At 65.9% G+C, this 13,414-nt stretch carries 11 protein-coding genes; 7 read left to right on the forward strand and 4 right to left on the reverse strand.

From position 1 onward, the window contains the following. Positions 1–59: 59 nt before the first annotated feature. Positions 60–830 (reverse strand): enoyl-CoA hydratase/isomerase family protein, encoded by a 771-nt coding sequence (locus XarbCFBP7408_RS12370; protein WP_104563204.1) that lies wholly within the window; start codon positions 828–830, stop codon positions 60–62. A gap of 53 nt (positions 831–883) precedes the next feature. Here XarbCFBP7408_RS12370 and XarbCFBP7408_RS12375 point away from each other — a divergent pair, with 53 nt between their 5' ends. After that, positions 884–1,330, forward strand: a complete 447-nt coding sequence (locus tag XarbCFBP7408_RS12375; RefSeq protein WP_104563205.1) for a copper chaperone PCu(A)C — start codon at positions 884–886, stop codon at positions 1,328–1,330. 259 nt (positions 1,331–1,589) lie between these two features. Here XarbCFBP7408_RS12375 and XarbCFBP7408_RS12380 read toward each other — a convergent pair whose 3' ends face one another. Both XarbCFBP7408_RS12380 and uvrA read right to left on the reverse strand, forming a co-directional pair. Next, a complete protein-coding gene (locus XarbCFBP7408_RS12380; protein ID WP_104563206.1) occupies positions 1,590–1,997 on the reverse strand; it encodes an acyl-CoA thioesterase in 408 nt (135 codons plus the stop codon). Continuing rightward, complete coding sequence (gene uvrA, locus XarbCFBP7408_RS12385; RefSeq protein ID WP_104563207.1) at positions 1,997–4,954, reverse strand: excinuclease ABC subunit UvrA; 2,958 nt, start codon at positions 4,952–4,954, stop codon at positions 1,997–1,999. Before uvrA ends, XarbCFBP7408_RS12380 begins: the two co-directional genes overlap by 1 nt. A 292-nt stretch (positions 4,955–5,246) precedes the next feature. Between uvrA and rplU the strand changes: the two genes are divergently transcribed. The 3 genes from rplU to obgE all read left to right on the forward strand — a co-directional run bounded on the left by rplU (position 5,247) and on the right by obgE (position 7,122). Then, positions 5,247–5,567, forward strand: coding sequence for a 50S ribosomal protein L21 (rplU, locus tag XarbCFBP7408_RS12390; protein WP_104563208.1), 321 nt, complete (start codon positions 5,247–5,249; stop codon positions 5,565–5,567). A gap of 12 nt (positions 5,568–5,579) precedes the next feature. After that, positions 5,580–5,840: a 50S ribosomal protein L27 gene (gene rpmA, locus XarbCFBP7408_RS12395; RefSeq protein WP_010365804.1), complete on the forward strand. Its 261-nt coding sequence runs from the start codon at positions 5,580–5,582 to the stop codon at positions 5,838–5,840. Between the two features lie 232 nt (positions 5,841–6,072). Then, a complete protein-coding gene (gene obgE / locus XarbCFBP7408_RS12400) occupies positions 6,073–7,122 on the forward strand; it encodes a GTPase ObgE (RefSeq protein WP_104563209.1) in 1,050 nt (349 codons plus the stop codon). 92 nt (positions 7,123–7,214) lie between these two features. Here obgE and rpsT read toward each other — a convergent pair whose 3' ends face one another. Then, positions 7,215–7,484 carry a 30S ribosomal protein S20 gene (gene rpsT, locus XarbCFBP7408_RS12405; protein ID WP_003484323.1) on the reverse strand — a complete coding sequence of 90 codons (270 nt, stop codon included), beginning with the start codon at positions 7,482–7,484 and terminating at the stop codon, positions 7,215–7,217. Positions 7,485–7,600: 116 nt separating this feature from the next. Between rpsT and murJ the strand changes: the two genes are divergently transcribed. The 3 genes from murJ (at position 7,601) to ileS (ending at position 13,367) form a co-directional block, all read left to right on the forward strand. Continuing rightward, positions 7,601–9,193, forward strand: a complete 1,593-nt coding sequence (murJ, locus tag XarbCFBP7408_RS12410; RefSeq protein WP_104563210.1) for a murein biosynthesis integral membrane protein MurJ — start codon at positions 7,601–7,603, stop codon at positions 9,191–9,193. Between the two features lie 295 nt (positions 9,194–9,488). Further along, positions 9,489–10,529, forward strand: a complete 1,041-nt coding sequence (locus XarbCFBP7408_RS12415) for a bifunctional riboflavin kinase/FAD synthetase (RefSeq protein ID WP_104563211.1) — start codon at positions 9,489–9,491, stop codon at positions 10,527–10,529. 6 nt (positions 10,530–10,535) lie between these two features. Continuing rightward, on the forward strand, positions 10,536–13,367 hold the full coding sequence (gene ileS, locus XarbCFBP7408_RS12420) for an isoleucine--tRNA ligase (RefSeq protein ID WP_104563212.1): 2,832 nt from the start codon (positions 10,536–10,538) through the stop codon (positions 13,365–13,367). The last annotated feature ends 47 nt before the right edge of the window (positions 13,368–13,414 follow it).

A 13,414-nucleotide genomic window follows, 5' to 3' on the forward strand; every position in this document is an offset into this window, starting at 1 on the left:
GGCGTGCGACGGACCGCGATTATAGCGGGCCGCCCCCTGCGCGCCGTGCGGGAGCGGCGTCAGGCCTTCTGCAGCCGCGCCACCAGGCCGTGTAGGGCGGCCTGCGCATCCGGCGCGTACCAGCCGTCGATGAAGCGCTCCAGCTGGATCAGCTCGGGCGCCAGCGCCGCGCGCAGATCGGCGCGCGCAATCGCGCGCGTGGTCAGCATCGGCTGGCGCGGCAGCTGCTGCAGGTCCTGCAGCCAGGCCACCGCGCGGGCGGTGACCAACTCGCCATCGACCAGTTCGTCGACCAGGCCGATCGTGACCGCCTGCTCGGCCGGCAGCAGCTGCCCGGAGATCAGCAGGCGCTCGGCGCGGTGCGCCCCGACCACGCGGCGCAGCAGGCGCTGGATGCCTTCCGGCGCCGCCAGGCCCACCTGCACCTCGTTCAGGCCGATCGCATACGGTTTGGCGGTATCGGCGCTGCGCGCCATCACCCGGTAGTCGCAGCACAGTGCCAGCACGCAGCCGCCGGCCGGCGCATGCCCGCCGATGGCCGCGACCACTGGCACGCGGCTGTTGGCCAGCGCCTGCGCGGCCTCGAAGAAGGCTGTCCAGCTGGCCAGCAATGCGGCGCGGTCGGTGCCATGCGCCAGCAGCTGCGGCACGTCCATGCCACCGGAAAAGATCCGCTCGCTGCCCGACAGCACGATGCCGTCGGTCTCCTCGCCGGCCTGCTGCACCGCAACGCGCAAGGCGTGGCACAGCGCGCTGTCCAGCGCATTGACCGGCGCGCGCGCCAGACGGATTTCGCGAAGACGGCCATGGTCTAAGATCTGGATGCTCATTCGGGGCTCCTGGAGGTCGGGTCATGATAGACGGCAGTCGAAGCAGGCAGCGCATGTGCGGACGCGTGCTGCTCGGTGCATGGGTGATGTTGGCAAGTGCAGGGGTTGGCGCGCAGTGCCTGCCCGAGTTCAAGGACGGCTGGATCCGCATCCCGCCACCCGGTGGCATGGGCATGGGCATGGCAGCGGGCTTCGGGCAGTTCCACAATGGCTGTGCGCAGCCGTTGAAGGTCACCGCGGCCAAGAGCGGTGCGTTTGCCGATGTGTCCATCCATGAGACCACGCAAACCAACGGTGTCAGCCGCATGCGCGCGGTGCCGGAGCTGGCGTTGCCGGCCGGCAAGTCGGTGCCGCTTGCGCCGGGCGGCCTGCATCTGATGCTGATGGAAGCGCGTGCGCCGCTGCAGGAAGGCGCGCAGGTGCCGGTGACCTTTACCTTGCAGGATGGCCGCGAGATCAAGACCACGCTGCAGGCACGCAAGCGCGCACCCGGTTCGTAAACGCGCGCAGTGCGTGGCTGAGCGGAGGCTGCAGCCTTGCAGGTTGCAGTTCTTGCAGAGCCCACTGCGCGATGTTGCCGACCAAACGCAACGCGTGGTGGCGAGCAGGCTGCCACTTCACTGTGTCGGTCTCGATCACGCGGCCTGTCGGTGGTATCGCGTAGCGGCACGACAGGATCGCTGCAGACAAAAACGGCGGCTCCCGGAAGAGCCGCCGTCGTCTTATCGCGCTGGAGATCCAGCGCGCAACTGGCAAATCTCAGCTGCTGGCGGCGCGTACCGCGTCCGGCAGCGATGCGCTCTTGCCGGTCTGCGTATCGATCCACACCACCACGACGTTGCCGTCCGAGTACAGCTTGCTGTCGTCCTTCTGGTCGAAGATGCGGTGGCCGATGGTCACACTGCTGGTGCCCAGGCGTTCGACGAACAACTCGACGGTGATGTCGTTGGGCCAGATCAACGGCTGCTTGTAGTTGACGTTGGTGGCCGCGACCACCGGCGCGATGCGGTCAGTCATCGCCACGCCTTCAACGCCCAGCATCCAGCGCACGCGCGCTTCCTCCAGATACGAAATGTACTTGGCGTTGTTGACATGGCCCATGTTGTCCATGTCGCGCCAGCGCACGCTGATCGGGATGCGTGCCAACACCTTGTGCTGTTCGCTCATCAGCTTGCCTTCTTCTTTGCGGTTTTCTTGGTGGCGGACTTGGCGACCTTCTGCGGTTTGACCTTGCGTGGCGGGCGCGCATCCGGCTTGTTGGCCATCGCCGCCGGCCGGGTCTCGCGCGCCTTCACCGACGGCAGCATCTTGGCCAGGAACTGCCCGGTGTAGGACGCCTTGTGCGCAGCCACATCTTCCGGCGTGCCGGAGACCAGGATGCCGCCGCCGCGATGGCCGCCTTCCGGGCCCAGATCCACGATCCAGTCGGCGGTCTTGATCACGTCCAGATTGTGTTCGATCACCACCACCGTGTTGCCCTCGTCGCGCAGCTTGTGCAGCACGCCGAGCAGCGCTTCGATGTCGTGGAAGTGCAGGCCGGTGGTCGGCTCGTCCAGGATGTACAGGGTGCGTCCGGTATCGCGGCGCGACAGCTCCTTGGACAATTTGACGCGCTGCGCCTCGCCGCCGGACAAGGTGGTCGCGCTCTGGCCCAGCTTGATGTAGCTCAGACCCACGTCGACCAGCGTTTCCAGCTTGCGCGCGATCGATGGCACCGGCTCGAACAGGCGCAGTGCGTCTTCCACGGTCATCTGCAGCACGTCGCTGATGTTGAAGCCCTTGTAGCGGATCTCCAGCGTCTCGCGGTTGTAGCGCTTGCCGTGGCAGACATCGCAGGGCACGTAGACGTCGGGCAGGAAGTGCATCTCCACCTTGATCATGCCATCGCCCTGGCAGGCCTCGCAGCGGCCGCCGCGCACGTTGAAGCTGAAACGGCCCGGCGAATAACCGCGCGCGCGCGCTTCCGGCACCTGCGCGAACAGCTCGCGCAACGGCGTGAACATGCCGGTGTAGGTGGCCGGATTGGAGCGCGGCGTGCGTCCGATCGGCGACTGGTCGATGTCCACCACCTTGTCGAACAGGTCGAGATTCTCCACTTCGCGATGCGGCGCCACCGTGTGCGAGGCGCCATTGATCTCGTTGGCCGCCAGCGTGAACAAGGTATCGTTGATCAGCGTCGACTTGCCCGAGCCGGACACACCGGTGATGCAGGTCAGCAGGCCGGCCGGAATATCCAGGTCGACATTCTTCAGGTTGTTGCCGGTCGCCCCGCGCAGATGCAGCATCATCTTCGGGTTGGGCTTGTGGCGCTGCTTGGGAATCTCGATGCGGCGCTTGCCCGACAGGTACTGGCCGGTCAGCGAGCCGGGCGCATCCAGGATGTCCTGCAGCGTGCCTTGCGCGCAGATTTCGCCACCGTGCACGCCGGCGCCGGGGCCGATGTCCAGCACGTAATCGGCCAGGCGGATCGCGTCTTCGTCATGCTCGACGACGATGACGGTGTTGCCCAGGTCGCGCAGCCGCGTCAGCGTGCCGAGCAGGCGTTCGTTGTCGCGCTGATGCAGGCCGATCGACGGCTCGTCCAGCACATACATCACACCGACCAGGCCGGCGCCGATCTGGCTGGCCAGACGAATGCGCTGCGCCTCGCCACCGGACAAGGTGTCGGCCTTGCGCTCCAGGGTCAGGTAATCCAGGCCCACGTCGACCAGGAAGCCCAGCCGCTCGCCGATCTCCTTGACGATCTTGGCCGCAATCTCGCCGCGCCAACCCGGCAGCGACAGGCCACGGAAAAAGCTCAGCGCTTCGTTGACCGGCAGCACCACCAGCTCAGGCAGCGGGCGATCGGCGACGAACACATTGCGCGCCGCACGATTCAGGCGCGTGCCGTTGCAGGCCGGGCAGGGCTGCTGGCTGACGTACTTGGTCAGCTCCTCGCGCACCGCCGGCGATTCGGTTTCGCGGTAGCGGCGTTCCAGGTTCGGCAGGATGCCCTCGAAACGGTGCTTGCGGGTGGTGCGCCCGCCGGCATCGGTAAAGTAGGTGAAGCTGATCACCTCATCGCCGCTGCCGAACAGCACCGCCTGGCGCACCTTGGCTGGCAGCGTGTTCCACACCGCGTCCACGTCGAACTTGTAGTGCTTGGCCAGCGAGGCGATCAGCTGGAAATAATAGGCATTGCGTCGATCCCAGCCGCGCACCGCGCCGGCCGATAGCGACAGCTCGGGATGCACGACCACGCGATCCGGGTCGAAGAACTCGGCCACGCCCAGGCCATCGCAACTCGGGCAGGCGCCCACCGGTGCGTTGAACGAAAACAGCCGCGGCTCCAGCTCCGGCAGCGAGTAATCGCAGACCGGGCAGCTGTACTTGGACGAGAACAGGTGCGGCGCTGCGGCCGGGTCGTCCAGTGATTGCACCGCGACCATGCCTTCGCCGAGCTTGAGCGCAGTCTCGAAACTTTCCGCCAGCCGTTGCTTGATGTCTTCGCGCGGACGGAAGCGGTCGATCACCGCCTCGATGGTGTGTTTCTGGCGCAGCGCCAGCGGCGGCACCGCGTCGATCTCATACAGCTCGCCGTCCACGCGCACGCGCACGAAGCCCTGCGCGCGCAGTTGTTCGAACACCTGTGCATGCTCGCCCTTGCGCTCGCGGATCACCGGGGCCAGCAGCATGTAGCGCTGCTCCTGGTCCTGCGTGAGCATGTGGTCGACCATCTGGCTGACGGTCTGCGCCTCCAGCGGGAAGCCATGGTCCGGGCAGCGCGGCTGGCCCACGCGTGCGTAGAGCAGGCGCAGGTAGTCGTAGATCTCGGTGATCGTGCCGACCGTGGAGCGCGGGTTGTGGGAGGTCGATTTCTGTTCGATCGAAATCGCCGGCGACAAGCCTTCGATATGGTCCAGGTCCGGCTTTTCCATCACGCTGAGGAACTGGCGCGCATACGCCGACAGCGACTCGACGTAGCGGCGCTGGCCTTCTGCATAGATGGTGTCGAACGCCAGCGACGACTTGCCCGAGCCGGACAGGCCGGTGATCACGATCAGTTTGTCGCGGGGCAGGTCGAGGTCGATGTTCTTGAGGTTGTGCGTCCGCGCGCCGCGGATGCGGATGAAATCCATCGCCATGGGGGATCCGATGTCGGGCCGGCGAACCGGCAGTGATGCGAGCGTGCTCAGCAGGAATGAGTGGCAGTCGATCAGCCTACCCGCCGACCTAGGTGAGGGCAATTGCCCCAAATGCCAGTCTGACCGGGCGCCTGTAGCGACCGGATGATGCGTTCTGCCAGCCCGCTGCCGGCGGGTTTCGGCGGGACTGCTTGCGACTTGACCAGAAACCGGCTAGGCCAGTACAATTCCGCTCCTGTCTGCCCCATGGGCAAGTCAGGCGACCATAATAACTACAGAGGAAAACCTGGTCATGTACGCAGTTCTGGTAACCGGCGGTAAGCAATACCGCGTCGCGCAGGGCGAAACGCTCCGCGTGGAAAAGCTCGAAGTCGAAGCTGGCAACGAGATCACCTTCGACACCGTCCTGATGTTGGGCGATAGCGATGGCATCAAGCTGGGCGATGCGCTGAAGGGCGCCTCGGTCACGGCCAAGGTCGTGGCTCATGGCCGCGCCGACAAGGTGCGCATCATCAAGTTCCGTCGCCGCAAGCACCACATGAAGCGTCAGGGACACCGTCAGCACTACACCGAAATCGAGATCACCGGCATCGCCGGTGGCGACAAGAAGTAAGGAGAACCAGTCATGGCACATAAAAAGGGCGTAGGTTCCTCGCGCAACGGTCGCGATTCGAACCCGAAGTACCTCGGCGTGAAGATCTTCGGTGGCCAGGCCATCGACGCCGGCAACATCATCGTGCGTCAGCGCGGCACCCAGTTCCATCCGGGCGCCGGCGTCGGCCTCGGCCGTGACCACACCCTGTTCGCGCTGGTCGACGGCAAGGTGGAGTTCTCGGTCAAGGGTGCGAAGAAGCGTCGTACCGTCAGCGTGGTTGCCGAGGCGTAATCGCCCGCTCCATGCAGGCCAGTCCGTCAGGCATCGCTGCCTGACGGACGAGACGGAAAGCCCCGCTTTTGCGGGGTTTTTCGTTTGACGGCCGGGAGTCGGGATTCGGGATTGGGGATTCGCAAGAGCGGATCCCTCGGCATCCTGGCGTTCCCATCCTTCCCTGCTGACGGGCTCGCCAAGGTTGCGTTGCCGCGTTGTCACCAATCCCAAATCACGAATCCCGAATCCCATGAAATTAGTCGACGAAGCAGAAATCCTGGTCAGTGCCGGCAATGGCGGCAATGGCTGTGTCGGCTTTCGCCGCGAGAAGTTCATCCCGCTTGGTGGGCCCGATGGCGGCGATGGCGGTAACGGCGGCAGCGTCTGGATCGTTGCCGACGAGAACGTCAATACGCTGGTCGATTTCCGCCATGAGCGCACCTTCAAGGCGCAGCGCGGCGAGAACGGCATGGGCCGCCAGGCCTACGGCAAGGGCGGCGAAGACCGCATCATCGTGGTGCCGGTCGGTACCGTGGTGATGAACGTGCAGACCGATGAAGTCATCGGCGACCTGACCCGGCATGGCGATCGCCTGCTGGTGGCCAAGGGCGGCAAGGGCGGCCTTGGCAACATGCATTTCAAGAGTTCGGTCAACCGTGCGCCGCGCCAGTCCACCACCGGTGAAGAGGGGGAGGAGCGCCTGCTCAAGCTGGAGCTGAAGCTGCTGGCCGACGTCGGCCTGCTGGGCTTTCCCAATGCGGGCAAGAGCACCCTGATCCGCGCGGTGTCCTCGGCAACTCCCAAGGTGGCCGATTACCCGTTCACCACCCTGTACCCGAATCTGGGCGTGGTCAGTGTCGAGGCGTATCGCAGCTTCGTCATCGCCGACGTGCCGGGCCTGATCGAGGGCGCGGCCGACGGTGCCGGGCTGGGCACGCAGTTCCTGCGCCATCTGCAGCGCACCCGTCTGCTGCTGCACCTGGTGGACATTTCGCCGATGGATGGTGGGGTGGAAGCGTCGCCGGTGGACCAGGTGCGCACCATCGAGCGCGAGCTGGAGCGCCACGATCCCGAGTTGCTGAAGAAGCCGCGCTGGCTGGTGCTCAACAAGGCCGACCTGATGTTCGAGGACGAGGCGCGTGCTGCGGCCGAGACGATCGTGGCCGAACTCGGCTGGACTGCGCCGTGGTATCTGGTCTCGGCGCTGGGCCGCGATGGCACCTTCCCGATCATGAAGGACGTCATGGCGTTCTTCGACCGGCAGCGCGAGGACGAGCTCGAGGCGCGCAATGCCGGCTGAGCGCATGTGCAGGCACACAAAAAACCCGGCCAAGGCCGGGTTTTTCTATGCCACCGCAAGCCAGGCCTGCGGTGATGCCGACACGGGCTCGCTTACGCGGCCTTGATGGCCTTGATGCGAGCGGTCAGGCGGCTCTTGTGACGCGCAGCCTTGTTCTTGTGAATCAGGCCACGGGCGCTGAAACGGTCGAGAATGGGCTGGGCAACGGCGAAAGCGGCTTCGGCGCCTGCAGCATCGTTGGCGTCAAGGGCCTTGATCACCTTCTTGACGGCGGTGCGCAGCATCGAACGCTGACCGGTGTTGCGCTCATTGCGCACAATGGTCTGCTTGGCGCGCTTCTTGGCGGACTTGATATTGGCCACGGTGGTGGGTTCCTGAAAAATCGGTATGGTGGAAAAAGCAAGCGCGAAAGTATGATGGACCCAGATATGTACGTCAAGTCAGTTGTCAAGAGGGATGCAGCGTGAGCAAGCCCGGCATGTTGAGAGGCCTGCTCTCATTCAGCAGCATGACCATGATCTCGCGGGTGTTGGGCCTGATCCGCGACCAGGCGATTTCCACCACCTTCGGCGCCAATGCGGTCACCGACGCGTTCTGGGTGGCGTTCCGGATCCCCAATTTCCTGCGTCGGCTGTTCGCCGAGGGCTCGTTCGCCACCGCCTTCGTGCCGGTGTTCACCGAGGTCAAGGAAACCCGCCCGCATGCCGATTTGCGTGAGTTGATGGCGCGCGTGTCCGGCACCTTGGGTGGAATGTTGCTGCTGATCACCGCACTCGGGTTGATCTTCACCCCGCAGCTGGCCGCGGTGTTTTCCGATGGCGCGGCCACCGATCCGGAAAAATACGGATTGTTGGTCGATCTGTTGCGGCTGACCTTTCCGTTTCTGCTGTTCGTCTCGTTGACCGCGCTCGCCGGCGGCGCGCTCAACAGCTTCCAGCGCTTCGCCATTCCGGCGCTGACGCCGGTGATCCTCAACCTGTGCATGATTGCTGGCGCGCTGTGGCTGGCGCCGCGGCTGGACGTGCCGATCCTGGCGCTGGGCTGGGCGGTGCTGGTTGCCGGGGCGCTGCAATTGCTGTTTCAGCTGCCGGCCCTGAAGGGCATCGACCTGCTGACGCTGCCGCGCTGGGGCTGGACGCACCCGGACGTGCGCAAGGTGCTGACCCTGATGATTCCGACCCTGTTCGGTTCGTCGATCGCGCAGATCAACCTGATGCTGGACACGGTGATCGCCGCACGGCTGGCCGACGGCTCGCAGTCGTGGCTGTCGCTGGCCGACCGGTTCCTGGAACTACCGCTGGGCGTGTTCGGGGTGGCGCTGGGCACGGTGATCCTGCCGGCGCTGGCGCGCCATCACGTCAAGACCGACCGCAGCGCGTTCTCCGGCGCGCTGGACTGGGGATTCCGCACCACGCTGCTGATCGCGATGCCGGCGATGCTCGGCCTGCTGCTGCTGGCCGAGCCGCTGGTGGCGACCTTGTTCCAGTACCGCCAGTTCACCGCCTTCGATACGCGCATGACCGCGATGTCGGTCTACGGCCTGAGCTTCGGCCTGCCGGCGTACGCCATGCTCAAGGTGTTGTTGCCGGCCTTCTACGCCCGCCAGGACACCCGCACCCCGGTGCGTGCCGGTGTGGCGGCATTGATCGCCAACATGGTGTTCAACTTCGCGTTGCTGGCGGTGGTCTACCAGATCATGGTGCCGCCCGAGCTCAAGGCGCAGGGCGTGATGCAGGCGCTGGGCAAGCAGCCGGGCCTGCATCTGGCGCTGGGCATTGCCAGCGCGCTGTCCAGTTATCTCAACCTGGCTTTGCTGTGGTACTGGCTGGGCAAGTCCGGCGTGTACCAGCGCCGGCCGGGTTGGGCTGGCTATGTGCTGCGCCTGCTGCTGGCATGCGCGGCGATGGTGGCGGTGCTGTTGAGCCTGCTGTGGTGGCTGCCATCGTTCACCGTGATGGATAAGTGGGATCGCATCGGCTGGCTGGCGGTGCTGGTCGGCAGCGGTGGGGCGACCTACCTGGTGGCGCAAGTGGCGCTGGGATTGCGGCCGCGGCATCTGCGCGAGGGCTGAGCCCGGATTTCGAGTGCTGCGGTGACCCTCGCTCTGGCGCTGCCGGCGCCTGCATCGAGAAGGGCCGCGCCTGCCCGGGCTCTGCAGGGTGCGGCCCGCGCTGGCGATTGCAGCCAGCGATCGGTGCACGGGTCGCCGCATGACCGGGCGGAGTCTGCCCGGATGTGTTGGCATCTTGCCGATAACGCACCTGCCTAGTCGGTTCGGGCCATGCGGCTTGACAGGCCCGGCTATACTTGCGGGTTATGCATCAACGAGGGTCGGCCGGCAGGCCGGCATCTGTTTGGATCGAGGAATGAGCAGGCTGTTTAGAGACGTCGAGGGCGGGACGCTGTTCCCGCACGGAAGCGTGGTCTGCATCGGCGCCTTCGATGGCCTGCACCTGGGGCATCGGGCATTGGTGCAGCACGCGGTCGCGCGCGCGCGCGCGCTGGGCGTGCCGGCGGTGGCGGTGAGCTTCGAGCCGTTGCCGCGCGAGTTTTTCGCCCCGGCCGCGCCGCCGCCGCGGTTGACCCTGGCCCGCGCCAAGATCGAAGGGCTGCACGGCTTCGGTGCCGACAGCGTGGGCATGATCCGTTTCGATGGTCGCCTGTCGGCGATGAGTGCCGAAGACTTCGTACGCCTGGCCCTGGTCGGCCGGCTGTGCGCCAAGGAGGTCTGGATCGGCCCGGAGTTCCGTTTCGGCCATCGACGTGGCGGTGATATCGGTCTGCTGCGCTCGCTTGGTGCCCAATATGGCTTTGCAGCGGGCGAAATCGCGCCGGTGCATCTGCACGGCGAGCGCATCTCGGCCACGCGCATCCGCGAGCTGCTGGGCGCGGGCGAGTTCGCGCACGCCGGGCAATTGCTTGGGCATCCGTATGCCATCGGCGGGCGGGTGGTGCGCGGCAAGCAGCTTGGCCGCACCCTCGGCTATCCCACCGCCAATCTGCGTTTCCCGCGCACGCCGGCGCTGTCGGGCATTTACGCGACCTGGGTGCATGGCGTGGCCGAGCGGCCGTGGCCGTCGGTCTCGAGCTTTGGCACGCGCCCGACCGTGGCCGGTGTGGAGCCGCTGCTGGAAGCGCATCTGTTCGATTTCCAGGGCGACCTGTATGGCCGGCATATCGAGGTCGAATTCGTCGCCAAGCTGCGCGACGAAGAGAAGTTCGATGGCCTGGAGGCGCTGACGGTGCAGATGCATCGCGATGCCGAGCAGGCGCGTGCGGTGTTGGACAGGCACGCAGTTTCTGTAACACATGCGAGTCCCTCGCAAGAACCCGAAGATACTGCGAGTCCCTCGCAAGAGCCCGCACATCCATGTGCGGACTTCTCAAGTAATCCAGCGCAACGGTAGAGACCTGTGACCCAAGACTACAAAGCCACTCTCCATCTGCCCGCGACGGAATTCCCGATGCGCGGCGACCTGCCCAAGCGCGAGCCGGCGATGCTGGACCGCTGGGAGCGCGAGGGGCTGTACGCGCAATTGCGCGCCAATGCGGCGGGGCGCCCGCTATTCGTGCTGCACGACGGCCCGCCGTATGCCAATGGCCAGATCCATCTGGGCCATGCGGTCAACAAGATCCTCAAGGACATCATCGTCAAGTCGAAGTACCTGGCTGGCTTCGATGCGCCCTACATCCCGGGCTGGGATTGCCACGGCCTGCCGATCGAGATCGCAATCGAAAAGAAATACGGCAAGGTCGGGGTCAAGCTCGATGCGGCCGAATTCCGCCAGAAATGCCGCGAATACGCCACCGAGCAGATCGATCTGCAGCGCCGCGATTTCAAGCGCCTGGGCGTGATCGGCGATTGGGACAACCCGTACAGGACGCTGGATTTCCGCTTCGAAGCCAACGAGATCCGTGCGTTGGCCAAGGTGGTCGACAATGGTCACCTGACCCGCGGCGTCAAGCCGGTGCACTGGTGCTTCGACTGCGGTTCGGCGTTGGCCGAGGCCGAGATCGAATACGCCGACAAGGTGTCGCCGACGGTGGATATCGCCTATCCAGCGCGTGATCCGGCAGCTGTCGCTGCCGCATTCGGCGCCAGCCTGCCGGCGGGCGTGGGCGTGGCGGTGCCGATCTGGACCACCACGCCGTGGACGCTGCCGGCCTCGCTGGCGGTGAGCCTGGGCGCGGAACTGGACTATGTGCTGGTCGAAGGCCCGGCCGATCGCGGCCAGCCGCGCTGGCTGGTGGTTGCCGAAGCGCTCGCTGCCAGGGCGCTGGCCCGTTACGGCGTGGACCAAGTCGTGGTGCATGGCCACGCCAAGGGCGCCGCGCTGGAGCAGATGCTGCTGAACCACCCGTTCTATGCCGGGCGCGAGATTCCGCTGCTGCTGGGCGACCACGTGTCGGCCGAGGACGGTACCGGCGCGGTGCATACGGCACCGGGCCATGGACAGGAGGACTACCAGGTCTCCAGGCAGTACGGCCTGCTGGAGCGTTACGGCGCCGCGCAGATCAACCCGGTCGACGGACGCGGCGTGTACCTGCCGTCCACTCCGCCGCTGGGCGACACCGTGTTGGCCGGGCTGCATATCTGGAAGGCCAACGACATCATCATCGAGGCGCTGCGCGATACCGGCGTGTTGCTGGCGGCCAGCAAGATGGAGCACAGCTATCCGCATTGCTGGCGGCACAAGACGCCGATCGCGTTCCGTGCCACGCCGCAGTGGTTCATCTCGATGGAGCAGGCCAACCTGCGCGCCGATGCGCTCAAGGCCATCGACAACGTGCACTGGTATCCGTCCTGGGGCCAGGCGCGTATCGCCGGCATGGTCGACGGTCGTCCGGACTGGACCATCTCGCGTCAACGCACCTGGGGCGTGCCGATCGCCTTGTTCGTGCATCGCGAAACCGGTGAGCCGCACCCGCGCAGCACCGGGTTGCTGCGCCAGGTGGCCGACCGCGTGGAACTGGGCGGCGTGGACGTGTGGTACACGCTGGACGCGGCCGAACTGCTGGGCGATGAAGCGGCCGATTACGACAAGATCACCGACATCCTGGATGTGTGGTTCGACTCCGGCGTGACCCACGAGGCGGTGCTGGTGGACCGCGGCCTGCCCAAGCCGGCCGACCTGTACCTGGAAGGCTCCGACCAGCACCGTGGCTGGTTCCAGTCCTCGCTGCTGACCGGCGTGGCGATGGACGGGGCGGCGCCGTACAAGCAGTGCCTGACCCACGGCTTCACCGTGGACGAGCACGGCCGCAAGATGTCCAAGTCGCTGGGCAACGGCATCGAGCCGCAGGACATCATGAAGACGCTGGGCGCGGACATCCTGCGCCTGTGGATCGCCTCGGCCGATTACAGCAACGAGATGTCGCTGTCGCAGGAGATCCTCAAGCGCAATGCCGATGCGTATCGCCGCCTGCGCAATACCGCGCGCTTCCTGCTCGGCAACCTGCATGGCTTCGACCCGCTGCAGCACCTGGTGGCGCTGGACGACATGGTGCTGCTGGACCGCTGGATCGTGCACCGCGCGCACGAGCTGCAGGAAAAGATCGCTGCCGCGTATGCGCGCTACGACTTTGCCGAAATCGTGCAGGCGCTGCTGAATTTCTGCAGTGTCGACCTGGGCTCGCTGTATCTGGACGTGACCAAGGACCGCCTGTACACGATGGCCGAGGAGGCGCGCGGCCGCCGTTCGGCGCAGAGCGCGATGTATCACGTGGCCGAGGCGTTCGTGCGCTGGATCGCGCCGGTGCTGAGCTTCACCGCCGAGGAGCTGTGGGGCTACCTGCCGGGCAAGCGGGTCGACAACGTGTTGTTCGCCACCTGGTACGACGGCCTGGCGCCGTTGCCGGCCGATGCCGCGTTGAGCAGTGCCGATGTCGACAGGTTGCTGGCCTTGCGCGAGCAGGTGGCCAAGGTGCTGGAGCCGATGCGTGCCAACGGGGCGATCGGCGCGGCGCTGGAAGCGGAAATCACCGTGGCCGCCGATGCGCAGACTGCCGCGCGCTGGCAGCCGCTGGCCGGGGAGCTGCGCTTCCTGTTCATCAGTGGCGACGTGACCGTGACCGCGGCCAGCACCGACGACATCTTCGTCAGCGCGCAGCCGACCAGCAAGGCCAAGTGCGTGCGTTGCTGGCACCACCAGGCCAGCGTGGGCAGCGATCCGCGTCACCCGGAACTGTGCAGCCGCTGCGTCAGCAATATCGAAGGCCCCGGCGAGCAGCGTCGCTGGTTCTGATGTCTTGATTGCTTCTCCCGCAAGCGGGAGTCCGCTGCATTACCCCT

This window comes from Xanthomonas arboricola pv. guizotiae (assembly GCF_002940205.1).
GTDB classification, from domain to species: domain Bacteria; phylum Pseudomonadota; class Gammaproteobacteria; order Xanthomonadales; family Xanthomonadaceae; genus Xanthomonas; species Xanthomonas arboricola_C.